Source organism: Mycobacterium sp. TH-M11, from assembly GCF_057473725.1.
The window spans coordinates 1-24,248 of sequence record NZ_JBYCLD010000025.1 but is presented as its reverse complement, the minus strand read 5'-3'; the positions used below and the strand labels follow the sequence as shown (position 1 = coordinate 24,248).

The window sequence follows — 24,248 nt, the reverse complement described above, 5'->3', positions numbered from 1 at the left end:
TGCTGCATGACGGCGACCCGGTCGCCGGGCTGACGTGGCTGCCGTTCATGAACGAGCGCTTCGTAGCGGTGTCCGGCGGGCCGCTGATGAAAAACGGTGTGCCGCAACCGCCGTTGGCCACATCCGACCTCAACCACGCGATCATCGGGGTCGGAACGTTCAACGCCGACTCCCGCGGCCGGTTTCCCGGGCGCTATAGAGTGGCCGTGCTCGAAGAGCTCAGCCGGGTGTCGTCGCGGATGCGGATGCACGGCGCCACCGGCATCGACCTCGCTTACGTCGCCGACGGGGTGCTCGGCGGCGCGATCAGTTTCGGCGACCACGTATGGGATCACGCCGCCGGGGTGGCGCTGGTCCGTGCCGCGGGCGGCGTCGTCACCAACCTGGCCGGAGAACCGTGGACGCCGGATTCCCGTTCGGCGCTGGCCGCCGCCCCCGGGGTGCATGGCCAGTTACTCGAGATGTTGCACAGCGTAGGACAACCCGATGAGTACTGAATTCTCAACCGGCACAACCCTTGCCACCCGCGTCATTCCCTGCCTCGACGTCGACGACGGCCGGGTGGTCAAGGGTGTGAACTTCGAGAATCTGCGCGACGCCGGCGATCCGGTCGAACTTGCCGCGGCCTATGACGCCGAGGGCGCCGACGAGCTGACGTTTCTCGACGTCACCGCGTCATCGTCGGGACGGGCCACCATGCTCGACGTGGTCCGCCGCACGGCCGAGCAGGTGTTCATCCCGCTCACCGTCGGCGGCGGCGTGCGGACAGTCGCCGACGTCGACGTGCTGCTACGTGCCGGCGCGGACAAGGTGTCGGTCAACACCGCGGCCATCGCGCGTCCGGATCTGCTGGCCGACATGGCTGCCCGATTCGGCTCGCAGTGCATCGTGTTGTCGGTCGACGCCCGGACCGTGCCGGAAGGCTCGGCCCCGACACCGTCGGGGTGGGAAGTCACCACCCACGGCGGGCGGCGCGGCACCGGCATAGACGCCGTCGAATGGGCCGCCCGCGGCGCCGAATTGGGGGTCGGGGAGATCCTGCTGAATTCGATGGATGCCGACGGTACCCGGGCCGGATTCGATCTGGCGATGTTGCGGGCGGTCCGAGCGGCGGTGACGCTGCCCGTGATTGCCAGCGGAGGCGCCGGCGCGGTCGAACATTTCGCGCCCGCCGTAGCCGCCGGGGCCGATGCGGTGTTGGCTGCCAGCGTATTTCACTTTCGGCAGTTGACCATCGGGCAGGTCAAGGAAGCCATGGCCGCAGCCGGGATCACCGTGCGATGAAGCTTGATCCCGACATCGCCGCACGCCTCAAGCGCAACGCCGACGGCCTGTTCACTGCGATCGTGCAGGAACGCGGCAGCGGCGACGTCCTCATGGTTGCCTGGATGGACGACGAGGCGCTGGCCCGGACTCTGGCAACCCGTGAGGGCACTTACTTTTCGCGGTCCCGCGGTGAGCAGTGGGTCAAAGGCGCGACGTCGGGTCACACCCAGCGGGTGCATTCGGTGCGGCTGGACTGCGACGGCGACGCGGTGCTGCTGGTGGTCGACCAGGTCGGCGGCGCCTGCCACACCGGTGATCACAGCTGCTTCGACGCCGATGTGCTGCTCGGACCCGACGACTGATCTCCTGCGGGGCGACGCCCGGCTAGGTATCGATGTTGGCTCGGATGTCTTTGACCCTGCGAACCAGACGCATCGGCGGTCCGACCGCCGCCCGGGTAAAGCCATAGTGCTTTCGTAAACACTGCCGTACCAGCGGTTTGCTACACGCGGAGCAATAAGCTACGGTCGTAGCATGGCAAGTGCGATTCCTGCACGCGACCTACGCAACCGCACCGCTGAGATTCTCAGACGAGTCGAGGCCGGCGAGGAGATCGAGGTGCTCAAAGACAATCGCCCCGTCGCCATGATTGTTCCGCTGTCGCGGCGCCGCCGATGGTTGCCTGCGTCTGAGGTGATTGGCGAGCTCGCCCGCCTCGGCCCCGATACCACCGGGCTCAGGGATGAACTCCGCAATACGCTCACGGAGACAACGGATGATCTGTCGTCATGACTGCCCGGCGAGCATTGGCCGACATTTCCGTCTTCATCGGTTTGGAGGCGGCAAGAATCGATGCGACCCGGTTCACCGGATACGAATGGGGTGTCTCCGCGATCACCCTGGGTGAGCTCCGGCTCGGAGTCCTGCAAGCCTCCGGCCCTGACGCCGCAGCCCGGCGACTCTCGACCTATCAACTCGCCCGGCGGTTCGAACCACTGAGCATCGATGAAGCGGTTTCCGAAGCCTGGGCATTGCTGGTCTCCCGCCTCCGGTCCGCGAATCGGCGAGTACCCATCAACGACAGCTGGATCGCAGCAACCGCCATGGCCCACGACATTCCGATCGTGACGCAAGACAGCGAATACGGTGCCATAGCGGATGTCGAGGTGATTGCAATCTGAGGGCTCCCGAGGCCGGGACGTCGCACGCCGCGCCGGCGTTACGGTGCGCTACGACAATTCATTCGGCGGCGCCGTCCAACCCGTTGGCGGCGGCCACCGCCGCGCGGGCCCATTCGCCGCGTCTCACGGCTGGCTCGATGTGACTTCGCCGGATGACCGCGACGTCGATCGTGGTTCCGCTGGTCACCGCGTCCGGCACGCGGAAGGCGAAGTGTCGTTCCTCGGTGTTGATGGCCAGCAGCGCATCCATGTCAGTGAATCCGTTGGCGCGCATGGCATCCTCGGCCCATCTGAACGGGGTCAGCCCGGAGAAACCCCGGTCGTACACCACCCAGAGGTGGACGTTGCGTTCGGTAAAGAGCTTCGAGATGACGCGCTCCACCTCGGCGCGGGCGCCTTCGGTCAACACCCCTGAGCGATCGGTGATGTACCTGGCGAGCTGCACCGACGGCGCCGCCGCGGTAGGGGACGCCGAAGTAGGGATAGCGTCGCTGCCCGGCTGGATTGCCGCGGAAGGGACGCCGTTGCTCGGCTCGGTCCCATGGCGGCGGAGGAGTTGTCCACCGACAACCACGGCCACCGCGAGCAGCACGACGGTGGCGATAGCGGCAATCGCGACCACCGGCCGAAGCGCGCGTTGCGGCGCTTTGCGCGGTGTGGACTGCTGCGGCGCGACGCCGTGTATCGCAGGGGCGTCGGTCCCCCGCAAGCGGGTGGTAGCGCCAGCTGGGGCTGAAACTGGGAGCGTGGCGCTGCTCGACTGCCCGGTGAGTTCAGCCGCGAAGTCCGAACAGCTCGCAAAGCGCGCTGCGGGATCTTTCGCCATGGCCTTGGAGATAACGGCGTTGACGCCGGCGAGCTCGGGCCGCCGATCGCCGACCGATGGCGTCGGCGCGGACAGGTGTTGAGAGATCACCACCGCCGCGTTGGGGTCGTCGTAGGGCGCTGCTCCGGTCAGTAGATGAAACGCCGTGCAACCCAGCGCGTATTGGTCGGCTCGCCCGTCGATAGCTTTGCCCATGAGCTGCTCGGGTGCGGCGTACGCCGTCGTCCCGAGCACCATGTTGGTGGCGGTCAGACCGCTGATGTCGCCGACCTGCCGCGCAATGCCGAAGTCGGCCAACAAGATCCGTCGTCCGCGCTGTTCGGTGTCGCTGAGCAGAATGTTGGCAGGCTTGATGTCGCGGTGCAGCAGTCCGCGGTGATGCGCATAGTCCAGGGCATCGGCGATCGCGCTGATGACCGCGAACGCTTCGGTCTTCGGCATTCCGGACGGGTAGCGACTACGCAGCAGTTTCGCGGCGTCGGTTCCGTCGACGTAGTCCATCGACAACCACAGCTGTCCTTCGAATTCACCGCGGTCGTGGATGCCGACAATGTGCGGATGCCATAGCTCTGAGGCGAGGTCGGCTTCCCGGCTGAACCGCTGCCGGTACTCCTGGTCGGCGGTCAGCGCGGCCGGCAGGACTTTGAGGGCGTCACGGCGGGGCAGTCGCGGATGCTGGGCCAGATACACCTCGCCCATGCCGCCGGATCCCAGCTGCCTGACGATCGTGTATCCGGCGAACACGTCTCCTGGGTTCAGCGGCATGCCAGCATGCTACAAAGCCACCACCGTGGCGGTGGTGGATGGCAGCAGGGGTCGCACCCTCCGGTCACCCAACACTTCGTTCTGCCGATTTTGTCGAGCGCCTTCCTATTTCCACCTTCACTGGAAGGTTTCATCGCCCTTTCCCGGGCGCGCCGACCGCCATTCCCAGGGCCTCGGCGGCCTCCTTGAGGCGGGTGTCGTAAGTAACGAACGCTGTCAATGGTGCAACGGACGCGGCGATTTGAGCGGTGGCTAGGTCTATCGCGTCGAGCGAGCGCAGTGCCGGGTTGGGGTAGGCCACCGCGGTGGACCGGATGATCGCGTCGATTTCAAAACGGTCCAGCCTGGACAGTACGGAGGGCACGGCCGCTAGCCCTTCGGGGGCGACTGCCCGGATGGCTCTGGGTAGTTCGATTTCGGTCAAAGCCGATGTGATCCATGGTAGTTCGGTATGTTCATCGAGCCAATCATCTAAAGCGTCAGACTCGAGTTCGATCCGAATCAGTTTGACCAGCGCCGAGGTTTCCAGGTAGATCATGCGCTAGTACCGTTCCCCGGCGCGCATGCGCTCCAAAAGCGTTCCGGCGTCGAGGTCCCCGCGCATCGGAATCGTCGGCCGTGGTGCCGGGCCATGCGCTGTGGCCGGTTGCACTCTGCCGGTGCTGATCAGCGAGTCGAGAGGGCCGGCGGAAGCCGGAATTATTCGGGCGATTACCTCGCCGCGCTCAGTGAGGGTATCTCTTCCCCGCGCTTGACGCGGGCCAAGACCTTGGACGTCTCCTGGTTGAGCGTTCGGATGGATACTTCACTCATAACGAGAATGTATTACATATTTGTTCTACCTACTACGCCACGGCGGTAGGTTGTCTACCCCAGGGTCGGTCCCGCGGCCCACCATCAGCGATCCGGGCGCATCGCTGGCCTACCTACGCGCCCGCAACGTTTGCAATGCCTTGTCGGCGTGGGAATCCATGCTCAATTCGCTGGAGATCACATCCAGCACCGTGCGATCCGTATCGATGACGAACGTGGTGCGTTTCACCGGAAGCAGTTTGCCCAACAGGCCGCGCTTGACGCCGAACTGGCGGGCAATCGCGCCATCGGTGTCCGACAGCAGCGGGTAGTCGAACTGCTGGGACTCGGCGAACTTCGCCTGTTTGTCGACCGGGTCGACGCTGATGCCGACCCGGTTGGCGCCGAGGGCGGCGAATTCCTGAGCCAGATCGCGGAAGTGGCAGGCTTCCTTCGTGCAGCCGGGGGTCATCGCCGCCGGGTAGAAGAACAGCACGACCGGGCCGTCGGAGAGCAGCGCGCTGAGCCTTCGCGGCGTGCCGGCTTGGTCGGGAAGTTCGAAGTCAGCCACGGTGTCACCGGTTTTCATGGCCGTCACGCTACGCCAGTGGCGATCCGAGCAAATCTGCCCGTCTGGGAGGATAGCCGCGTGCACGCCAACATCGCCGCCGCCACCACATCGCGGGAACAGTTCCGCGTACTGGCGTCCGGGCATCGCGTCGTGCCGGTGACCCGCAAGGTGCTGGCCGACGCGGAGACGCCGCTGTCCGCATACCGCAAGCTCGCCGACAACCGGCCCGGCACCTTTTTACTGGAGTCGGCGGAAAACGGCAGGTCGTGGTCGCGATGGTCGTTCATCGGGGCCGGGGCCCCATCAGCGCTGACCGTCCGCGACGGACAGGCAGTGTGGCTGGGCGCCGTGCCCCAGGACGCGCCAACCGGGGGAGACCCGTTGCAGGCGCTGCGCGAGACGTTGGAGTTGCTGGCGACCGCCGCGTTGCCGGGACTGCCGCCGCTGTCGGGCGGCATGGTCGGCTTTTTCGCCTACGACCTGGTGCGCCGCCTTGAGCGGCTGCCCGAGCTCGCCGTCGACGACCTGCATCTGCCGGACATGCTGCTGCTGCTGGCCACCGACCTGGCCGCGGTGGATCACCACGAGGGCACCATCACGCTGATCGCCAACGCGGTGAACTGGAACGGCACCGATGAACGGGTCGACGCGGCCTACGACGACGCGATCGCGCGACTCGACGTGATGACCGCTGCGCTGGAGCAGCCGCTGCCGTCGACCGTCGCGACCTTTACCCGGCCCGAGCCGCAGCACCGCGCGCAACGCACGGTGGAAGAGTACAGCGCGATCGTCGAGCGACTGGTGGGGGAGATCGAGCGCGGCGAGGCGTTCCAAGTGGTGCCGTCGCAGCGTTTCGAGATGGACACCCACGTCGAGCCGATCGAGGTGTACCGGATGCTCCGCGTGTCCAATCCCAGCCCATACATGTACCTGCTTCATGTACCCGATGGCGAAGGGGGAACAGCGTTTTCGATCGCCGGCTCCAGCCCCGAAGCGTTGGTGACGGTGCAGGACGGACGGGCGACGACGCACCCGATCGCCGGCACCAGGTGGCGCGGTGAGACCGAAGACGAAGACCAGCTGCTGGCGAAGGAGCTACTGGCCGACGAGAAGGAACGCGCCGAGCACCTGATGCTGGTCGACCTGGGCCGCAACGACCTGGGGCGGGTGTGTGTGCCCGGCAGTGTGCGCGTCGAGGACTACAGCCACATCGAGCGTTACAGCCACGTCATGCATCTGGTCTCCACGGTCACCGGGGAGCTGGCCGACGGCCGTACCGCGCTCGACGCCGTGACGGCCTGCTTCCCGGCCGGGACGTTGTCGGGTGCCCCGAAAGTGCGCGCGATGGAGCTGATCGAGCACGTCGAGAAAACCCGGCGCGGCCTCTACGGCGGCGTGCTCGGCTACCTCGACTTCGCCGGGAACGCCGACTTCGCCATCGCGATCCGAACTGCGTTGATGCGCGACGGCACCGCCTACGTGCAGGCCGGCGGCGGGGTGGTGGCGGACTCCAACGGGCCTTATGAATACACCGAAGCGCGCAACAAGGCGCGGGCAGTGCTCAACGCGATTGCCGCCGCGGAGACCCTGAGCGGCCCCAATGGCTGACGCCCAGCCCGGCCCCGTTGGCCGACGAGCCATACGGGCAGCACAGGTTCTGCTGGTGGCTGCGGCCGCCGGTCTGTGGGCAGCCTCGCGGCTGACGTGGGTCGAGCTGAACGCATTCGACGGTTTGGGCCCCCTGAAGCGGGTCGCACTTACCGGGGCGGGATGGTCGTCGGCCCTGCTACCGCTGGCGTTGCTGCTGCTGGCCACCGCGCTGGCGGCGCTCGCGGTGCGTGGATGGGCGCTGCGGATGCTCGCGGTGCTGGTGGCTCTGGCCAGCCTGGCAACGGGATATTTGGCGATCGGCACGCTGGAGACTCCCGACATGGCCGCCCGGGGCGCCGAACTGTCGCACGTTCCGTTGCTGGAGCTGGTCGGCAGCCAGCGTCACTACCCGGGTCCGGTGATCGTCCTGGTGGCAGCGGTCGGCATCCTGGTCGCGGCCGCCCTGCTAATGCGCGCAGCCGCCTCGGCCGGGCCTACCGCCACGAAATATCTGGCGCCCGCGGCGCGCCGGTCCGCGGCACGTCACGCTGACGAGGCACTGTCGGAACGCTCGATGTGGGACGAACTCGACGACGGTCGTGACCCGACCGACCCTGCCGACGATCCAGAGCCTGAACCTGGGACCGAGGGTCGGTGACGGACGCCACCGCGGCGCTCGCTACCCTCGAACGACGCCGTCAACCATCAGACAGCGGCCGGGGAGAGGAACCGACAGCATGAGTTCGGCAAGCGTGCTCGACTCCATCATCGAGGGAGTCCGCGTCGACGTTGCCGCTCGTGAAGCGGTCGTGGGCATGCCAGAGATCAAGGCCAAAGCCGAAGCCGCCCCGCCACCGCGTGATGTGATGGCCGCGTTGCGCGAGGCCGGTATCGGTGTCATCGCCGAAGTGAAGCGGGCCAGCCCGTCGGCGGGCGAGCTCGCTTCGATCGCCGACCCAGCCGCCCTCGCGTGTGCCTATGAAGACGGCGGCGCCCGAATCATCAGCGTGCTGACCGAAGAGCGCCGCTTCCGTGGCAGCCTCGCCGACCTCGACTCGGTACGCGCCGCGGTGTCAGTTCCGGTGTTGCGCAAGGACTTTGTGGTGGGCCCCTACCAAATCCACGAGGCTCGCGCGCACGGCGCCGACATGCTGCTGCTGATTGTCGCCGCGCTGGACCAGCCGGCGCTGGAGTCGATGCTGGAGCGTACCGAATCGCTGGGAATGACAGCACTTGTCGAAGTGCACACCGAAGGCGAAGCCGACCGGGCACTGAAAGCCGGGGCCCGAGTCATCGGCGTCAACGCCCGTGACCTACGGACTCTGCGGGTCGACCGGGATTGCTTCGCGCGCATCGCGCCCGGCCTCCCGTCGGACATCATCCGGATCGCCGAATCGGGTGTGCGGGGCCGGGCTGACCTGCTGGCTTACGCCGGGGCCGGCGCGGACGCGGTGCTGGTCGGGGAGGGCCTGGTTACCAGCGGCGATCCCCGCGCGGCCGTCGCCGACCTGGTCACCGCAGGTAAGCACCCGTCGTGTCCCAAGCCGGCCCGCTAAACCACTCGAATCCGATGCGCCGCTTAGTCGTTGAGCGTTTGTGATGGCAGACATCTTGCACTCGGACCTTCCGCGTTCCAGCGCCGCGGTCGCTGAACCCACCCGCCACGATCCCGACGCTCGTGGTCATTTCGGTGTCTACGGTGGCCGCTTTGTCGCCGAGGCATTGATGGCGGTCATCGAGGACGTCACCGCCGCCTACGAGAAGGTGCGCACCGATCAGGCCTTCCTCGATGAGCTCGACCGTTTGCAAACCCACTACACCGGTCGGCCGTCGCCGCTGTATGAGGCGACCCGGCTCACTGAGCACGCCGGCGGAGCCCGGATCTTCCTCAAGCGAGAAGATCTGAACCACACTGGTTCTCACAAGATCAACAACGTGCTCGGGCAGGCCTTGCTGGCTCGTCAGATGGGTAAGACGCGAGTGATCGCCGAAACCGGTGCCGGCCAGCACGGCGTGGCCACCGCCACCGCGTGCGCGCTGCTCGGGCTGGACTGCGTGATCTACATGGGCGCTGTCGACACCGCCCGACAGGCGCTCAACGTCGCCCGGATGCGCCTGCTGGGCGCCGAGGTCGTGTCGGTCGAGTCCGGATCGAAAACTCTCAAAGACGCCATCAACGACGCGTTCCGCGACTGGGTGACCAACGCCGACAACACCTACTACTGCTTCGGCACCGCGGCTGGGCCGCACCCGTTTCCGATGATGGTGCGCGACTTCCAGCGGGTGATCGGACTCGAAACGCGGGTGCAGATCCAGGATCAGGCCGGGCGTCTGCCCGACGCCGTCACCGCCTGCGTGGGCGGGGGATCCAACGCGATCGGCATCTTTCATGCCTTTCTCGACGATCCCAGAGTCCGACTGGTTGGTTACGAGGCTGCCGGCGACGGCGTCGAAACCGGCCGCCACGCCGCAACATTCGCCGGCGGTTCGCCCGGCGCATTCCAGGGATCGTTCTCGTTCCTGCTGCAAGACGAGGATGGGCAGACCATCGAGTCGCACTCGATCTCGGCGGGCCTGGATTATCCCGGTGTGGGTCCCGAGCATGCCTGGCTGAAGGACAGTGGGCGAGCCGAATACCGTCCGATCACCGACACCGAGGCGATGGAGGCGTTTCGGCTGCTGTGCCGGACCGAAGGCATCATCCCGGCGATCGAATCGGCACACGCCATCGCCGGCGCGCTCCAGCTTGGCTTCGAGATGGGCAGCGGCGCCATCATTGTCGTAAATCTTTCCGGACGTGGAGACAAAGATGTGGAAGCCGCCGCGCAGTGGTTTGGGTTGCTGGACCCGAAACCATGACCGTCGAGCAGAGTGAAACGAGCCGCCTGCAAGCACTTTTCAGGGCATGCCGCGCCGAACACCGGGCGGCGCTGATCGGCTATCTGCCGACCGGGTATCCCGACGTCCCGACGTCGATCGATGCCATGCAGGCGTTGACCGAATCCGGCTGCGACCTCATCGAAGTCGGCGTTCCCTACTCGGACCCCGGGATGGACGGCCCGGTGATCGCCAACGCCGCGGAGGTTGCGCTGCGCGCTGGCGTACGGGTGCGCGACACCTTGGCCGCCGTCGAGGCGATCAGTGCGGCGGGGGGGCGTGCCGTCGTCATGACGTACTGGAACCCGGTGCTGCGCTACGGGGTTGATGCTTTCGCCCGCGACTTGTCCGCGGCGGGGGGGTACGGATTGATCACGCCGGACCTGATCCCCGACGAGGCAGACGACTGGCTTGCAGCCGCCGAGCGGCATCACCTCGATCGCATCTTCCTGGTCGCCCCGTCCTCGACACCTCAGCGCCTGGCGGATACCGTCGCCGCGTCGCGCGGATTCGTCTATGCCGCTTCGACGATGGGGGTGACCGGCGCCCGCGACGTGGTGTCGAACGCCGCTCCGGAGTTGGTCGGCAGGGTCAAAGAGGTTTCTGATATCGCCGTCGGAGTCGGACTGGGTGTTCGGTCGCGCGACCAGGCCGCCGAGATCGCCGGCTACGCCGACGGTGTCATCGTGGGTTCGGCGCTGGTCTCCGCGCTCGCCGAGAGCGTGGCCGCGATGCGTGCACTGAGTGAAGAACTCGCTGCCGGTGTCCGCCAGAGGAATTCGACCCCGTGACCACGACCGTCCTCGCCTACATCCCCAGCCCGCCGCAGGGAGTGTGGCATCTGGGTCCGATCCCGATCCGGGCCTATGCGTTGTGCATCATCGCCGGAATCATCGCGGCGCTGCTGATCGGCGACCGTCGCTGGGAGGCTCGCGGCGGAGAGCGCGGGGTGATCTACGACATCGCGTTGTGGGCCGTTCCGTTCGGGCTTGTCGGTGGCCGGTTGTATCACCTGGCCACCGACTGGCGGACGTATTTCGGAGCCGGTGGTGCGGGCCCGGTTGCTGCGCTGCGCATCTGGGACGGCGGCCTGGGAATCTGGGGCGCTGTCGCGCTGGGCGGGGTCGGTGCGTGGATTGCCTGCCGACGCCGGGACATTCCGCTGCCGGCCTTCGGTGACGCGATCGCGCCGGGCATAGTTCTCGCGCAGGCGATTGGACGCCTCGGAAATTATTTCAACCAAGAGCTTTACGGTCGCGAGACCACGATGCCGTGGGGCCTGGAAATCTTCTACCGCCGCGATCCGGCCGGGTTCGTCGATGTGCATTCCCTTGACGGGATGTCAACCGGGCAGCTCGCGATGGTCGTCCAACCGACCTTTCTGTACGAAATGCTCTGGAACCTGTTGGTTTTCGCGATTCTGATCGTCATCGACCGACGCTTCACGATCGGGCACGGCCGGTTGTTCGCCGCCTATGTCGGGCTGTACTGCGTGGGCCGGTTCTGGGTTGAGTTGCTGCGTGACGACACGGCCACCCACATTGCCGGCATCCGGATCAACTCCTTCACGTCGACCTTCGTGCTCATCGGCGCGGTGGTGTATGTGATCCTGGCGCCCAAGGGCCGCGAGGATCCAGCGACGCTCAGCGGATCGGCTGCCGAATTGCTGGAGCCGGACTCCATCGACGAGTCCAATCCTGAGACAAACCAGACTGATTCACCCGAGCTGACTCCGCCGGTGCTCGCCGCCGACAACGAAACCGAGCCCGACAGCCCAAAGCCCGAGAGCCCAAAGCCCGAGATCCCAGAGGCCCCCGAAGCCGACCCCGTCGTCGCGGAGGCGGACGCGGCTGAGGTCGACCCGCCCGAGGTCGAGGTCGAGCGGCCGGAGGCGCCCGGCGACGCGGCCGACGATGCGCAACTCGCCGGGCCCACCGAGGATGCCGATGCCGCCGGGGGCGGCACGCCTGCAGAAGGCAGCGCCGGGGCAACCTCTTCCGACGAGTCCGAGGCCGACGAGCCGCAGTCGACCCAAGCCAGGCCGGACGACGACTGATGTCTGGCCCGGCCGCGCACGGTGCTCACCGCCCAGCCGCACGCTGGGGTCCGCCGCGTCGGTATGCCTTGTTCGGCGCCCTGGTGGCGGGCGCGCTGGCCTACATCAGCCTGGTCGACCCGCATCAGCCGGACTCGATCTTTCCGGTCTGTCCGTTCCACTTGCTCACCGGCTTGAACTGCCCCGGATGCGGCACACTGCGGATGGTCCATGATGTGCTGCACGGTGATCTCGCCGCGGCGGTCAACGACAACGTGTTGTTTCTGATCGGACTCCCAGCGCTGGCCGGATGGATGCTGCTGCGCCGCCGCAGCGGGAAAGTGCCATTGACACTCCCGGCGGCTGCAGCGGCGATGATCACACTTTTCGCGTGGACGGTGGTCCGCAACCTGCCCGGATTCCCCTTCGTTCCCACGTTGCACACCGGTTAGCCCACTGCCCGAAGCGGAGCTGACGCGAGATGGTCAGCTTGCGCGACTATGCTAATTTTCGTGGCAAGACGCGGAAAGATCGTCTGTACTCTCGGTCCGGCCACCAGCACCGAAGGGTCGGTCAGAGCGCTGGTCGAGGCGGGGATGGACGTCGCCAGGCTCAACTTCAGTCACGGCGACTACAGCGATCACAAAACCTCCTATGACCGCGTGCGCGCCGCCTCCGACGCAACCGGCCGCGCGGTGGGTGTGCTGGCCGATCTGCAGGGTCCCAAGATCCGGCTCGGGCGCTTCGCCGACGGGCCGACCTACTGGGCCGACGGCGAAACCGTGCGGATCACCGTCGCGGACTGCGAAGGCAACCACGACCGCGTATCGACTACCTACAAACAGCTGGCCAAGGATGCGTTGCCCGGCGACCGAGTCCTGGTCGACGACGGCAACGTCGGTTTGGTGGTCGACCACATCGACGGCGACGACGTGGTGTGCATCGTCACCGAAGGCGGTCCGGTCAGCAACAACAAAGGAATGTCGCTGCCCGGCATGAGCGTCTCGGCGCCTGCCTTGTCGGAGAAAGACATCGACGATCTCGAGTTTGCGATGCACCTTGGCGTCGACATGGTGGCGCTGTCGTTCGTCCGCTCTCCGTCGGACGTCGAGTTGGTGCATGAGGTGATGGATCGCGTTGGCCGGCGGGTGCCGGTGATCGCGAAGCTGGAGAAGCCCGAGGCAATCGACAATCTCGAAGCGGTCGTGCTGGCTTTCGACGCGGTGATGGTCGCCCGCGGCGATCTCGGCGTGGAGTTGCCGTTGGAAGAGGTGCCGCTGGTTCAAAAGCGTGCCATCCAGATGGCAAGGGAGAACGCCAAACCCGTGATCGTGGCGACTCAGATGCTCGAATCGATGATCGAGCATTCGCGGCCGACACGGGCGGAGGCATCCGACGTGGCCAACGCCGTGCTCGACGGCGCCGACGCGGTGATGCTGTCCGGTGAGACGTCAGTGGGCAAGTATCCGTTGGCGGCGGTCCAGACGATGGCCCGGATCATCTGCGCAGTGGAAGAGAATTCGACCGCCGCGCCGCCGCTGACGCATGTACCGCGGACCAAGCGCGGCGTGATCAGCTACGCCGCCCGCGACATCGGCGAACGGCTGGATGCCAAGGCGCTGGTTGCCTTCACCCAATCCGGCGATACGGTTCGTCGGCTTGCGCGACTGCACACGCCGTTGCCGCTGCTGGCCTTCACTCCGCTGCCCGAAGTTCGCAGCCAGCTGTCGATGACGTGGGGCACCGAGACGTTCATCGTGGGGATCATGCAGACCACCGACGGCATGATTCGCCAGGTCGACAAATCGCTGCTGTCGCTCGGCCGCTACAAGCGCGGCGACACGGTGGTGATCGTTGCGGGCGCACCGCCGGGCACCGTCGGATCGACCAACATGATTCATGTGCACCGCATTGGCGAAGACGACGTCTGACCGAGACGGACCGTTAGGCCGTTAGGCTAAGCCCGGTGTCTGACTTCGACGAGTTGATAGAGGTGCTGGACCTGCACCACGAGGGCGACGACGTCTTCGTGGGAGCACACCCGAGCAAGAATCCGCCGCGGACATTCGGCGGTCTGATGATGGCGCAGTCGTTCGTGGCGGCCAGCCGCACGCGGGCCCGCAACCTGCCGCCCAACGCGCTCTCGGCACACTTCATCAACGGTGGCGACCCGGCCAAGGACATGCGGTTCCAGGTGATCCGGCTACGCGACGAGCGCCGCTTCGCGAACCGTCGGGTCGACGTGACGCAGGACGGCATGCTGCTGGCGACAGTGATGATTTCCTACCTTGCCGGCGGCAGCGGTCTGGAGCATCACGTCGAGCCACCCGACGTCGCCGATCCCGAGGACGTGCCCACGCTGCCGGAGCGGCTCCGTGGCTACGAGCACCGGGTGCCGCTGTTCGTCAATGCCTTGCAGCCCATCGAATGGCGGTACACCAACGAGCCGTCCTGGGTGATGCGCGAAAACGGCAATAAGCTTGCCCACAACAGGGTGTGGGTCAAGGCCGACGGGGAGCTGCCGAGCGATCCGGTCCTGCACATCGCGACCATGCTGTATTCCTCGGACACCACAGTGCTCGATTCGATCATTACGACACATGGACTTTCGTGGGGATATGACCGCATTTTCGCGGCGACGGTAAATCATTCGGTCTGGTTTCACCGTCAGGTGAACTTCAACGAGTGGCACCTGTATTCGACGTCGTCGCCGGTTGCGGCGGATTCGCGCGGCCTTGGTACCGGCTATTTCTTCGACCGCTCTCGGAGGCCGGTAGCCACCGTGGTGCAAGAAGGCCTGGTGAAGTACTTTCCGGACAACCGGTAAAGCTTTGGCGCAGAACGACTCTAGCGCGTCGATGCCGGAGTCAACGAGACATGCAGACGGTCTTGCACGCTGTGTCGGAACTGATCCGCGCACTGCTGTTCTGCGGCTGGGTTGTTGCCGGCTTTCTGCATGCAGGCGATGTAGTCGCCGCCGCGGACGTCCTTCCAGACGGCCATCCAGATGGCGATGAACGCCACGCCGACGACGATCGCCAACGCGCCCAGCACAATGCCTGCGATGGCGACCCCGTCATTGTTGGCGGTCCCGCGCTTGGCCCGGCCGTGCCCGACGGCACCGGCGACGACGGCGATGGCGCCCAACGCGATGGGAGCCAATACCGTTGCGACAGCGAGCAGGCCGACAACGGCCAGCACCAGTGCTGCGACCCCGAAGCCGTTCTTCGGCGCGACCGGTGGCGGGGGCGGGAGATAGCCGGGCGGGTACGGATACAGCGGCCCGGTGTGCGGTACTTCCGCAGGGTTATCCCGTCGAACCGGCTGATCCGACGATCCGGTCATCGCTCGCTCTCTCACTCAACCGTCATAGGCGACTGCCCTCAACGCTACCGCGTGGTACCGATCGCCAGATTCGGGCATTGAAAGCCGATCGGCAGGTGGTGGGTAGCCACCACGACTGTCCGCTCCGGGGAGATCAGGCCACCCGCGGGGTTCAACAGTTGGCCGAGAATCGTGTCGGCGGAATCGGCGTCCATATGCTCGGTGGGCTCGTCGAGCAGCACAATCGGTGCGGGCGAAATGAGCACCCGGGCGAGCAGCAGCCTCCGGCGCTGACCGGCCGACAAGGCGCGCGCGCCGCCAGACATGACCGTGTCAAGTCCGTCCGGTAGCCCGGCCAGCCACTCATCGAGGCCGACCTGTCTGAGCGCGTCGAGCAATGGCCGATCCGGGCAATCGCCGCGCGCGACCAACAGGTTGTCCCGGACAGTTGTCGCGAAGATGTGCGCATCTTCTGCGAAAAATACTACCGCTCTGCGGATTTCAGCTTCGTCGCGAAGCCGCAACGGTGTTCCGTTCAACGTGACCTGGCCGTGCAACGGTTCGAGCAGACCTGCCAGGGTCATCAGCAGTGTCGTCTTGCCGGCGCCGCTGGGGCCGGTGATCGCGAGCCTGGCACCCGGCGGCAGGTCGACCGTCACAGCGACGGAGGCGTGGCGACTCCGATGTCCCACCACCAGGTCGGCGCTGGTCAAGTGTCCAGTCGACGGCCCCGCCGGACTTGCGACCGCCGCGGCGACCGGCAACGTGTTCCCGCTGGGACTCAGCTCGAGGAGGCGGCGGGCCGCCAACCGGGAACGCGTCAACTGGACGGCCGCGGGCGATAGCGAGGTCGACGCCTCGAACGCCGACAGCGGCACAAGCATCAGGACCGCGAGCGTCGTCGGCGCCAGCGAGCCGGCCATACCGATCCCTGCCACGGCGGCGCCGACCACACTGACGCCGATCGCCGCGGTGGTCATCGCTTCCGCGAACGCCGCCGGCCGGGCCGCGACGTCGATGACCTCACCCCAACGGCGCTGACGCCGTTGCGAATCCCGAACGATATCGCTCAACCTGCCCGCCACTCGAAGCTGGTCCGCATGCTCGAGGGCCAGCATCGCCGATACGTCGCGAGCGGAATGTTGTTCGTGTGCAATTTCTTCCTGAGCCGAAGCCGCTTTCGCGGCCAGCAGGGGCGCGACGACGTCAGCGGCCAACAAGCATGCGGCCATGATCGCACCGGCCGGCGGCGAGATCACGCCGACGGTCACGATCGCCGCCACAGCGAGCACAGCGGCGACACTGAACGGCAGCAACGAGCGGACCAGGACGTCGGCCAACTGGTCGACATCGGCGCCGAATCGCGTAACCAACTCACCGCTGTGCAATTGAGCGGCAAGTTCGGCAGGACCATGCGCCAGTCGGTGGTAGACCAGCGTGCGGGCACGGCCACCGGCACGCAATGCGGTGTCGTGACTGACCAACCGCTCGCAATAGTGCAGCACACCACGGGAGATCGCGAAAGTTCGGACCGCGACCACAGCGATCGACAGGTCCAGTATCGGCGGCATTTGCCACGCACGGGTAATCAACCAGGCCGAGAGCCCCGCCAACGCCAACGCGCTGCCCTGCGACAGCACGCCGAGCGTAATCGCCAACAGCAGGCGGGGAATTCGCGGCTGCAGCAGGCGCACCGCAGCAAGCAGCGGATCAGACGTGAACACGAGCGATGTCACCGGTTCCGGTCACCTCGACGATGCGGTCGGCGATGCCGACGACTGACTCCCGGTGGCCGACCAGGATCACGGTGGCGCCGGTTCGGGCCCGGTCCACGACAGCCCGCAGCACCCGGGCCTCGGTTACGACGTCCAGGTGGGCGGTGGGTTCGTCGAGCAGCAGCAGCGGTGCCGGCGACCCGAGTGCTCGAGCCAGGCCGAGGCGCTGCCGCTGCCCGAGCGAAAGTCCGACGCCGCCGCTTCCGATGACCGTGTCGAACCCGTCTGGCAGATCGCTGAGCACGCTATCGAATCCTGATGTCGCGCAGGCACGTTCGATATCATCGAGCGCGCCGAACAGCGACAGGTTGTCAGCGACGGTGCCTGGGATCAGAACGGGGCGCTGTGGCAGCCACGACAGCTGCCGCCACCATGCGGCCGGTTCGAGTTCGGTCGTCGAGATCCCGGCCACGGTGACCGAACCGCCGGTGGCCGCGGTGATTCCAGCCACGACCTGAAGCGTCGTGCTCTTTCCTGCGCCGTTCGCGCCGGTGAGCACGGTCACCTGACCTGGACGAACCACCGCGCTGAGTCCTCGGGGGCACAACCCGTCTCGACCTGCGACGCTCAGATTCTCGAGAACGATCACCGCACCCACCACCGCGACGGTACGGGTACCCGGCGCGGTGGGGGCGGCACCTGCGGCACCCTCGATCAGCGCGAACGCCTTGTCGGCAGCGGCCCGGCCGTCCTGTGCGGCATGGAATTCCACACCGATGCGTCGCAATGGCCGGTAGACATCAGGAGCAAGCAGCAGCACGGTCAACCCAGTGGTCAGGGAGATATGGCCGAAGACCAGCCGCATTCCGATGCCGACCGCGATCATGGCGACGCTCAAGGTGGCGAGAAGTTCCAGCACAAGCGCCGACAGAAACGCGATCTTCAGCGAAGCCATGGTCGAACGTCGTTGCACCGCGGCCAGTTCGGCGATACGCCCTTCTGGTCCGGCAGCACGCCCGAGCGCACGCAGCGTCGGAATTCCGGCGATCAGGTCCAGCAACCGGGCCTGCAACGTAGCGATCGCTTCGAGCGCGGCCGCGGACCGCTCGGCCGTCGCCAGCCCGATCAGCACCATGAAGACCGGGATCAACGGCAACGTGATCACAACGATCACCGCCGACTCCACGTCGTACAGACCAACCACGACTGCGCTGGCCGGGGTGAGGATCGCCGCGAGCACCAGCGCGGGCAGGTAAGAAGTGAAATACGGCCGCAGCGCGTCGAGTCCACGGGTGACCACCGCGGCGGCGGCGTCGCGGTGCGCCGCCAAGTGCCTCGGCGGATAGGCGGTCACGGCACTCAGAACCTGGCCGCTGAGGTCGGCGATCACGGCGCTGGCTCCCCGTTGGCCGAGGCGGGCCTGTAGCCAGTGTGTCACCGAGCGCACCGACCACACCGCGACGAGGACGGCCAACAACGGTGCCCACCTGTCGACGCTGCGCGCGGACGGATCGGTGATCACCCGGGACACGATGTGTGCCAATAGAATTGCTGATCCGGTCGCGCACCCGGAAATGACGGCGCCGCAAATCGTTGTCGCTACTAGAAATTGGCGAAGTGCCGGTGATGTTCGCCAGAGCCGGGGATCCAATGGTCCCCGGCTGCTCGCGCTCAGCTCGCCCGCCTCGCCAGCCCTATGGAAGGCGGTATGTGGTCAGCCGAGATCCGTTGCCGGAAAACCCAATACGTCCAGCCCTGGTAGATCACGGTGAACGGCGCCATGACTGCGGTCACCCAGGTCATGATTTTGAGGGTATACGGGGTTGACGACGCGTTGTAGATCGTCACGTTCCACTGCTTGCTCAGCGTCGAGGGCACCAGGTTTGGGTAGAGCGCGCCGAACAACAGAACGACGACTGCTGCCACGACCAGTGCGGTGCACGTAAACGCCCAGCCGTCGGACACACGACGCCATACCAGCGCGACAGCAGTCAATTGGGCGACCACCGCAACCCCCAGCACCAGCCATGTCCACTGCTTGCCATGGGCCAGTTGCGTCCACAGCCCGAACGCCGCGACCAGTCCGGTTACCGGCAGCGCCAGGTACTTACCGAAGCGATGGGCGTCATCGCGGATGGCTCCCGCTGTTTTCAGGCTGACGAAAACCGCGCCGTAGAACAGGAAAAGGCCCGCGGTGGCCAGGCCGCCCAGCAGCGTGTAGGTGTTGAGGACGTCGCCGATCGACAAAGCGACCTGTCCGTCGGCGTCAACCGGGAGCCCGCGCACCAAGATCGCGAAAGCCACGCCCCACAGCACAGCCGGCAGCCACGAACCCGTGGCGATTCCGATGTCTGCCCACCGGCGCCACCGGGGGTCGTCGACCTTCCCGCGCCATTCGATGGCGACCGACCGCACGATCATGCCAACCACGATGGCCAGCAGTGGCAGATACAGCGTCGAGAACACGGTGGCGTACCAGCCGGGGAATGCCGCGAACATCGCTGCGCCAGCGGTGATCAGCCAGACCTCGTTGCCGTCCCAGACCGGTCCGATCGTGTTGAGCGCGGCGCGACGATGAGGTTCCGCGTCACCGGCACTGACGCGGGCAAAGGGCGCCATCAGCATCCCCACACCGAAGTCAAAGCCTTCGAGAATGAAGAAGCCGAGGAACAGTAGCCCGATGACGCCGAACCACAACTCTTGCAATCCCATTCGTCAGCTCCCTTGGTCAGCAGGCTTTAGTAGGCGAAGGACAGTGGTGCCACTTCTTCGTTGCTGGGTGGTTGCGGCGGAGCCGGTTCTGCGTCGTGCTCCAGGGGCCCTTCGGCGATGTACCGCTTGAGTAGCCAGAACCAGATCACCGCCAGAGCCGCGTAGATCAGCGTGAAGGTGACCAGCGAGGTGACGACGACGGCCGAGGCGTGGTGTGAGACCGCTTCGTGCACGGTGAAGCGCACCCGCGGGTCGCCGGTCGGATTGGGCGCGACAATCCATGGCTGGCGGCCCATTTCGGTGAATACCCAGCCGGCGATGTTGGCCAGAAACGGCGTGGGGATGGCAATCAGCGCGAACCGGGCAAACCAGCGCTGGTTCGCGATGTATCCGCCGCGTGTGAGCCACAATGCGGCCAGCGCGAACAGCAGCGGAATCGCCAGCAATCCGATCATCATCCGGAATGACCAGTAGGTGACGAACAGGTTCGGCCGGTAGTCGCCGGGCCCGAAGCGCTGCTGGTATTCGCGTTGCAGGTCGTTCACCCCTTGCAGCGTCACGCCGCTGAACCGGCCTTCGGCCAAAAATGGCAATGCGTACTGCAGCTTGATCACCCGGGTGACGTGCTGGCAGTCGTTGTGCGTGCCGATGGTCAACACGGAGAAGTCGGGGTCGGTGGCAGTGTCGCACAGTGTTTCCGCCGATGCCATCTTCATCGGCTGCTGGCGGAACATGAGCTTGCCTTGCGCGTCGCCGGTGAACAACAACGCGACCGCGGCGGCCGGCACGACGAAACATCCGAGGATGGCAGCCGGGCGGTACATCGTGCGGGCATCGTCGTCGTCTTTGCCGCGGACCATCCACCACCCGCTAACCGCGGCGACGAACGTGGCCGCGGTCAGCAATCCGCCGGTTAAAGCGTGCAAAAACGCTTGCTGGGCGGTGTTGTTGGTCAGCAACGCCACGATGCTGGTCAGCTCGGCCCGTCCGGTTTTCGGGTTGTAGTGGGCGCCGACCGGGTGCTGCATGAAGGAATTCGCGGAGATGATGAAAAACGCGGACGCTTGGACGGCGATCGCGACGATCCAGATGCATGCCAGGTGTACCAGGCGGGGTAGCCGGGTCCAGCCGAAGATCCACAACCCGAGGAAGGTGGATTCGAAGAAGAACGCGGCCAGACCCTCCATTGCCAGTGGTGCGCCGAAGACGTCACCGACAAAGCGGGAGTACTCGCTCCAATTCATCCCGAATTGGAACTCCTGCACGATCCCGGTCGCCACCCCGATCGCGAAGTTGATCAAGAACAACTTGCCGAAGAACTTGGTGAGCCGATACCAGGCCACGTTGTCGGTGACCAACCATGCTGTCTGCATGACGGCGATCAGCGGCGCCAAACCTATGGTCAGCGGCACGAAGATGAAGTGATAGACGGTGGTGATGCCGAACTGCCACCGCGATACATCGACAACGTTCATTTGTCATCTCCTGGACGACTGGGCCGAGTTGCTACGACGCAGTGTAGTAGATGGCTGTGGCGTCTGTGATCAGAGTGTGCGCCTTAACACAGGTCGTCAAGAGGCCTTTGGCAATCCTTCTGTCAGCGCCTTCTCCATCCTGCGCGTGGCGCTGCGAATGCCGAAGGACGACACGATCTCGAACAGCCCGATCACGATCAGCCAGATGGCGACGACAAACGTCAGGATGTCGATGCTCTCCAAGGGCGCGGCGAGCATTACGATGCCGGCCAACAGGCTGATCACGCCCAGGAAGATCTGCCAAGCACGGCCGGGCAGAGAAGGATCGCTGATGGCCGAGATCGACGTAGCCACACCGCGAAAGATGAAGCCCACGCCAATCCAGATGGCCAGCAGAAGAATCGCGAGGAGGGGATCTTTGCCGAAGTGCCGAAAACACAGCACAGCCAACACCAGTGAGGCGGCCCCGCTGACGAACGACAACACCCGGCCGCCCGCGCTGACATGTAGCGCGAACGCGAAGAACACTTGTACAGCACCGGTCACCAGCAAGTAGATCCCGAATAGGGCTGCCGCGACGAGTATGGAACGTTCCGGCAGAACGTAAACCAAAATGCCCAGGGTCAGCGACAGGATCCCCGACAACAGGGTCGACTTCCATAAATGTGGCAACAACTTTGGAGCTGCAATGGTTTCCATGTCTGGAAGTTTCCCACACCGGGGCGCCAAGGCGGAAGATATGCGAAGTGTCAGACCCCGGCCGTTTGCGGTGCCTTCGCGCGGACGTCACCGGAACCGGCATCAGGCTTGCGCCCGACCAGATACCAGGTGCGCATAAAACCCTTGCCCTTGACTTCGATATCGCCCCGCTCCTGCAACACAAAATCGTCTTTCAGGCGCCGGTAAACGTCCTCCGGCACTTGGATCCGTCCGACCGAATCGGTGGATTCCATTCGGGACGCGACGTTGACCGCATCCCCCCAGACGTCGTAGAAGAATCGGCGTGACCCCACGACGCCCGCGACCACGGGCCCGGACGCCAATCCGATTCGCAGAGGCAGCGGATCACCTCGTGAATCCTTCAGAACGCGTGCGACTTCAGCCATGTCGACGGCGAAATCTGCCAGTGCCTGGACATGATCGGAACGCGGCTGCGGCACTCCGCTGACCACCATGTATGAGTCGCCACTGACCTTGATCTTCTCCAGACCATGCTTGTCAACCAGGGCATCGAAATCGCCGTAAAGCTTGTCCAAGAACAGGATCAATTGATCCGGTGGCATATCGCTGGCGCGCTCGGTGAAGCCGGCGATATCGGCGAACAGTACCGATGCGTCTTCGTACTTATCGGCAATGACGTTGCGCGCCGGGTCTTTTAGACGTTCGGCGACGCTGACCGGAAGGATATTCGCCAGCAGTGCTTCGGAGCGCTCGTATTCCAGTTCCATGGCCGCTTCGGCACGCACGATCTCGCGCACCGCGTACCAAACGGTCGTCACCACCATGACGCACGCCGAAATGGTGGTGACGATAAAGCTCAGCGACAGCGCCCATGCCGGTTGGGCGCCGGTGTCGCGGGGAACCAGGAATTGCAGCGTGATCACCATGCCGGCGGCGATGGCTGCCAATATCGAGGCGAGGAAAATGCGGTCGACGCCAAGCTGCAGCACGATCAGACAGGCCGCGACCAGGAAGTAGAACTGCAACCCTGAGCCGGTGCCGACGAACCAGCAGATCGTGAAGATCGACAGGTACGCGGTACCAATGAATGTCAGCGGCGCAATCAGTTCGCCGAACCGGTGCAGCATCGGCACGGTGGCGTAGATCGCCGCGGCAATGATGTTGACCAGTCCCGTCCACCACAGGTGTGGCGATGCGATGATCTGGACAATGCCGAAGCCGGCGCTGATGAAGACCGCCATCGTCGCGGTGAGGTTCAGGATCCGGCGACGCCGGTCAATGCGCTCGGAGTAGACCTGGCTGCGGGCGCGCGGTAGCGCCCGCACAGCCGCTACACAATCCGGTCTTCGCCGCGAACCTGGTGGTTGCTGGGCGGCGCATCGCTTGGCCACCACGGCAAAAGCCTAACCGTTGGACGGGGCACGGGGTGGGTCCTTGGAAACCCGAGGTTGAGCCCAAGCGGCGCGGTTACGGGTCGTAGTGCGGTTTTTTTGACGAGGCCGCCGAGCCGGCGGTCATGGACACCGGCTCGGCGGCCTATCGGACACGGGCTTAGGAGTTGATCTCTCGGGCGACGAAATCCTCGAGATCGAACAGGTTGTCTGCGGCGCGCTCGGCGACGCGCAGCAGCGTCATCATCGTGGCCTCTTCTTCGCGCTGCTCTTCGAGGAACCACCACATGAACTGTTCACCGAGGTAGTCGCCTTCATCGCGGGCCGCGGCCGCCAGGGCGCTGATTTGCTTGGTGACCGTGCGCTCCAAGTCGAGTGCCAGCGCGATCGCGTCGCGCGCGGTGTCGAAATTATTGCGCGCCTCGTCGGCTCCCGGGATTTCGACCCCGAAATCGCGGTCGATGAAGTACTTTGTCATCTTTATCGCGTGTTCGCGTTCCTCACTGGCCTGCTGGTAAAAGAATTTGGCCAGTTGCGGCAGGTCGTCATTGTCAAAATGCACTGCAATGGCGGTGTATTGCTGAGTCGCGGTGAATTCGTTTCTGATTTGCGCTTGCAGGAGTGTGTGAAACTGCGTTTCGGGAGTGCTGTGATTTGGCATGGCGCCCACGCTATAGCAGGTCAGAGGTGGTTGCAACGAAGGTTGCACTTATTGAGATCAGGTTTTCCTAAGTAAAGTTAGGCTCATTGAATGAATTCGTATATCGCATTCTGCAGCCAAAATGAAGGCAGGCTTTCCTAAGTAAAGTAAAGCTTAGCGAATGCCCGTTCTGATCAATATCGGCGGGCCTGACTGCGCTGATCCACCGTGCTCACGCCGATAACTGCCGACGCCGGTGAATGGTTGTTGAACCCGCCAAGCATTCTGACGTGGGCTGGTCGGCGAGTTCGGTGAGCACGCTTGTGCGCTTGGGCCGCATTGGCGCATGTGGGTTTGCGACCGACCGCTCCGCCGCGGGTAGAGGTGGGTCGCGTCAGGGTCCGGCT

General features: G+C 65.3%; 25 protein-coding genes and 1 pseudogene. 14 read left to right on the top strand and 12 right to left on the bottom strand.

The window, feature by feature from the left end:
• From AC2VOG_RS01190 to AC2VOG_RS01170, 5 genes are all read left to right on the top strand, one after another.
• The coding region (locus AC2VOG_RS01190; RefSeq protein WP_486938083.1) for an inositol monophosphatase family protein at positions 1-497 on the top strand (497 nt) is incomplete at its 5' end.
• The gene (gene hisF, locus AC2VOG_RS01185) at positions 487-1,284 is read left to right on the top strand and encodes an imidazole glycerol phosphate synthase subunit HisF (protein ID WP_486938082.1); all 798 of its coding nucleotides are present in this window, start codon (positions 487-489) and stop codon (positions 1,282-1,284) included. The genes AC2VOG_RS01190 and hisF, both read left to right, overlap by 11 nt.
• A complete protein-coding gene (gene hisI, locus AC2VOG_RS01180) occupies positions 1,281-1,628 on the top strand; it encodes a phosphoribosyl-AMP cyclohydrolase (RefSeq protein ID WP_486938081.1) in 348 nt (115 codons plus the stop codon). The genes hisF and hisI overlap by 4 nt, the downstream gene beginning before the upstream one ends.
• A gap of 172 nt (positions 1,629-1,800) precedes the next feature.
• On the top strand, positions 1,801-2,058 hold the full coding sequence (locus AC2VOG_RS01175) for a type II toxin-antitoxin system Phd/YefM family antitoxin (protein WP_486938080.1): 258 nt from the start codon (positions 1,801-1,803) through the stop codon (positions 2,056-2,058).
• Positions 2,055-2,447: a PIN domain-containing protein gene (locus AC2VOG_RS01170; RefSeq protein ID WP_486938079.1), complete on the top strand. Its 393-nt coding sequence runs from the start codon at positions 2,055-2,057 to the stop codon at positions 2,445-2,447. The genes AC2VOG_RS01175 and AC2VOG_RS01170 overlap by 4 nt, the downstream gene beginning before the upstream one ends.
• Before the next feature lie 58 nt (positions 2,448-2,505).
• Here AC2VOG_RS01170 and AC2VOG_RS01165 read toward each other — a convergent pair whose 3' ends face one another.
• The 4 genes and pseudogenes from AC2VOG_RS01165 to AC2VOG_RS01150 form a co-directional block, all read right to left on the bottom strand.
• Positions 2,506-4,038, bottom strand: a complete 1,533-nt coding sequence (locus tag AC2VOG_RS01165; protein ID WP_486938078.1) for a serine/threonine-protein kinase — start codon at positions 4,036-4,038, stop codon at positions 2,506-2,508.
• A gap of 130 nt (positions 4,039-4,168) precedes the next feature.
• Entirely contained in the window at positions 4,169-4,576 is a 408-nt protein-coding gene (locus tag AC2VOG_RS01160; RefSeq protein WP_486938077.1) for a type II toxin-antitoxin system VapC family toxin, read from the bottom strand.
• Between the two features lie 3 nt (positions 4,577-4,579).
• Positions 4,580-4,851, bottom strand: a pseudogene (locus AC2VOG_RS01155) (type II toxin-antitoxin system Phd/YefM family antitoxin).
• Positions 4,852-4,960: 109 nt separating this feature from the next.
• On the bottom strand, positions 4,961-5,419 hold the full coding sequence (locus tag AC2VOG_RS01150) for a peroxiredoxin (protein ID WP_486938076.1): 459 nt from the start codon (positions 5,417-5,419) through the stop codon (positions 4,961-4,963).
• 60 nt (positions 5,420-5,479) lie between these two features.
• Between AC2VOG_RS01150 and AC2VOG_RS01145 the strand changes: the two genes are divergently transcribed.
• The 9 genes from AC2VOG_RS01145 (at position 5,480) to AC2VOG_RS01105 (ending at position 14,730) form a co-directional block, all read left to right on the top strand.
• Positions 5,480-7,009 (top strand): anthranilate synthase component I, encoded by a 1,530-nt coding sequence (locus tag AC2VOG_RS01145; protein ID WP_486938075.1) that lies wholly within the window; start codon positions 5,480-5,482, stop codon positions 7,007-7,009.
• Positions 7,002-7,649, top strand: a complete 648-nt coding sequence (locus AC2VOG_RS01140; RefSeq protein WP_486938074.1) for a TIGR02234 family membrane protein — start codon at positions 7,002-7,004, stop codon at positions 7,647-7,649. Before AC2VOG_RS01145 ends, AC2VOG_RS01140 begins: the two co-directional genes overlap by 8 nt.
• 79 nt (positions 7,650-7,728) lie before the next feature.
• Positions 7,729-8,547 carry an indole-3-glycerol phosphate synthase TrpC gene (gene trpC / locus AC2VOG_RS01135; protein ID WP_486938073.1) on the top strand — a complete coding sequence of 273 codons (819 nt, stop codon included), beginning with the start codon at positions 7,729-7,731 and terminating at the stop codon, positions 8,545-8,547.
• A gap of 43 nt (positions 8,548-8,590) precedes the next feature.
• Positions 8,591-9,850: a tryptophan synthase subunit beta gene (gene trpB / locus AC2VOG_RS01130; RefSeq protein WP_486938072.1), complete on the top strand. Its 1,260-nt coding sequence runs from the start codon at positions 8,591-8,593 to the stop codon at positions 9,848-9,850.
• Entirely contained in the window at positions 9,847-10,659 is an 813-nt protein-coding gene (gene trpA, locus AC2VOG_RS01125; RefSeq protein WP_486938071.1) for a tryptophan synthase subunit alpha, read from the top strand. The genes trpB and trpA overlap by 4 nt, the downstream gene beginning before the upstream one ends.
• Entirely contained in the window at positions 10,656-11,924 is a 1,269-nt protein-coding gene (lgt, locus tag AC2VOG_RS01120; RefSeq protein ID WP_486938070.1) for a prolipoprotein diacylglyceryl transferase, read from the top strand. Before trpA ends, lgt begins: the two co-directional genes overlap by 4 nt.
• Positions 11,924-12,355 (top strand): DUF2752 domain-containing protein, encoded by a 432-nt coding sequence (locus AC2VOG_RS01115; protein ID WP_486938069.1) that lies wholly within the window; start codon positions 11,924-11,926, stop codon positions 12,353-12,355. The genes lgt and AC2VOG_RS01115 overlap by 1 nt, the downstream gene beginning before the upstream one ends.
• A 60-nt stretch (positions 12,356-12,415) precedes the next feature.
• A complete protein-coding gene (gene pyk, locus AC2VOG_RS01110; RefSeq protein WP_486938068.1) occupies positions 12,416-13,834 on the top strand; it encodes a pyruvate kinase in 1,419 nt (472 codons plus the stop codon).
• Positions 13,835-13,869: 35 nt separating this feature from the next.
• Positions 13,870-14,730, top strand: coding sequence for an acyl-CoA thioesterase domain-containing protein (locus tag AC2VOG_RS01105; RefSeq protein WP_486938067.1), 861 nt, complete (start codon positions 13,870-13,872; stop codon positions 14,728-14,730).
• 20 nt (positions 14,731-14,750) lie between these two features.
• Here AC2VOG_RS01105 and AC2VOG_RS01100 read toward each other — a convergent pair whose 3' ends face one another.
• From AC2VOG_RS01100 to AC2VOG_RS01065, 8 genes are all read right to left on the bottom strand, one after another.
• Positions 14,751-15,248, bottom strand: coding sequence for a DUF4190 domain-containing protein (locus AC2VOG_RS01100; RefSeq protein WP_486938066.1), 498 nt, complete (start codon positions 15,246-15,248; stop codon positions 14,751-14,753).
• Positions 15,249-15,292: 44 nt separating this feature from the next.
• Positions 15,293-16,963, bottom strand: a complete 1,671-nt coding sequence (gene cydC / locus AC2VOG_RS01095; protein ID WP_486938065.1) for a thiol reductant ABC exporter subunit CydC — start codon at positions 16,961-16,963, stop codon at positions 15,293-15,295.
• Positions 16,938-18,617, bottom strand: a complete 1,680-nt coding sequence (gene cydD, locus AC2VOG_RS01090; protein WP_486938086.1) for a thiol reductant ABC exporter subunit CydD — start codon at positions 18,615-18,617, stop codon at positions 16,938-16,940. The genes cydC and cydD overlap by 26 nt, the downstream gene beginning before the upstream one ends.
• Positions 18,614-19,654: a cytochrome d ubiquinol oxidase subunit II gene (gene cydB, locus AC2VOG_RS01085; RefSeq protein WP_486938064.1), complete on the bottom strand. Its 1,041-nt coding sequence runs from the start codon at positions 19,652-19,654 to the stop codon at positions 18,614-18,616. The genes cydD and cydB overlap by 4 nt, the downstream gene beginning before the upstream one ends.
• A 26-nt stretch (positions 19,655-19,680) precedes the next feature.
• The gene (locus AC2VOG_RS01080; RefSeq protein WP_486938063.1) at positions 19,681-21,129 is read right to left on the bottom strand and encodes a cytochrome ubiquinol oxidase subunit I; all 1,449 of its coding nucleotides are present in this window, start codon (positions 21,127-21,129) and stop codon (positions 19,681-19,683) included.
• Positions 21,130-21,225: 96 nt separating this feature from the next.
• Positions 21,226-21,804: an HdeD family acid-resistance protein gene (locus tag AC2VOG_RS01075; protein ID WP_486938085.1), complete on the bottom strand. Its 579-nt coding sequence runs from the start codon at positions 21,802-21,804 to the stop codon at positions 21,226-21,228.
• A gap of 74 nt (positions 21,805-21,878) precedes the next feature.
• On the bottom strand, positions 21,879-23,204 hold the full coding sequence (locus tag AC2VOG_RS01070) for an adenylate/guanylate cyclase domain-containing protein (protein ID WP_486938062.1): 1,326 nt from the start codon (positions 23,202-23,204) through the stop codon (positions 21,879-21,881).
• A 157-nt stretch (positions 23,205-23,361) separates the two neighbouring features.
• A complete protein-coding gene (locus AC2VOG_RS01065) occupies positions 23,362-23,862 on the bottom strand; it encodes a ferritin (RefSeq protein WP_486938084.1) in 501 nt (166 codons plus the stop codon).
• Positions 23,863-24,248: the final 386 nt, after the last annotated feature.

What these genes read in the sequence shown, in the direction of transcription:
- cydB (WP_486938064.1), bottom strand. Translation starts at nt 19,654, where the DNA reads ATGGGATTGCAAGAGTTGTGGTTCGGCGTCATCGGGCTACTGTTCCTC.
- AC2VOG_RS01115 (WP_486938069.1), top strand. Translation starts at nt 11,924, where the DNA reads ATGTCTGGCCCGGCCGCGCACGGTGCTCACCGCCCAGCCGCACGCTGG.
- AC2VOG_RS01150 (WP_486938076.1), bottom strand. Translation starts at nt 5,419, where the DNA reads ATGAAAACCGGTGACACCGTGGCTGACTTCGAACTTCCCGACCAAGCC.
- AC2VOG_RS01165 (WP_486938078.1), bottom strand. Translation starts at nt 4,038, where the DNA reads ATGCCGCTGAACCCAGGAGACGTGTTCGCCGGATACACGATCGTCAGG.
- AC2VOG_RS01140 (WP_486938074.1), top strand. Translation starts at nt 7,002, where the DNA reads ATGGCTGACGCCCAGCCCGGCCCCGTTGGCCGACGAGCCATACGGGCA.
- trpC (WP_486938073.1), top strand. Translation starts at nt 7,729, where the DNA reads ATGAGTTCGGCAAGCGTGCTCGACTCCATCATCGAGGGAGTCCGCGTC.
- trpA (WP_486938071.1), top strand. Translation starts at nt 9,847, where the DNA reads ATGACCGTCGAGCAGAGTGAAACGAGCCGCCTGCAAGCACTTTTCAGG.
- AC2VOG_RS01065 (WP_486938084.1), bottom strand. Translation starts at nt 23,862, where the DNA reads ATGCCAAATCACAGCACTCCCGAAACGCAGTTTCACACACTCCTGCAA.
- hisI (WP_486938081.1), top strand. Translation starts at nt 1,281, where the DNA reads ATGAAGCTTGATCCCGACATCGCCGCACGCCTCAAGCGCAACGCCGAC.
- AC2VOG_RS01170 (WP_486938079.1), top strand. Translation starts at nt 2,055, where the DNA reads ATGACTGCCCGGCGAGCATTGGCCGACATTTCCGTCTTCATCGGTTTG.
- hisF (WP_486938082.1), top strand. Translation starts at nt 487, where the DNA reads ATGAGTACTGAATTCTCAACCGGCACAACCCTTGCCACCCGCGTCATT.
- AC2VOG_RS01160 (WP_486938077.1), bottom strand. Translation starts at nt 4,576, where the DNA reads ATGATCTACCTGGAAACCTCGGCGCTGGTCAAACTGATTCGGATCGAA.
- AC2VOG_RS01100 (WP_486938066.1), bottom strand. Translation starts at nt 15,248, where the DNA reads ATGACCGGATCGTCGGATCAGCCGGTTCGACGGGATAACCCTGCGGAA.
- AC2VOG_RS01175 (WP_486938080.1), top strand. Translation starts at nt 1,801, where the DNA reads ATGGCAAGTGCGATTCCTGCACGCGACCTACGCAACCGCACCGCTGAG.
- AC2VOG_RS01080 (WP_486938063.1), bottom strand. Translation starts at nt 21,129, where the DNA reads ATGAACGTTGTCGATGTATCGCGGTGGCAGTTCGGCATCACCACCGTC.
- trpB (WP_486938072.1), top strand. Translation starts at nt 8,591, where the DNA reads ATGGCAGACATCTTGCACTCGGACCTTCCGCGTTCCAGCGCCGCGGTC.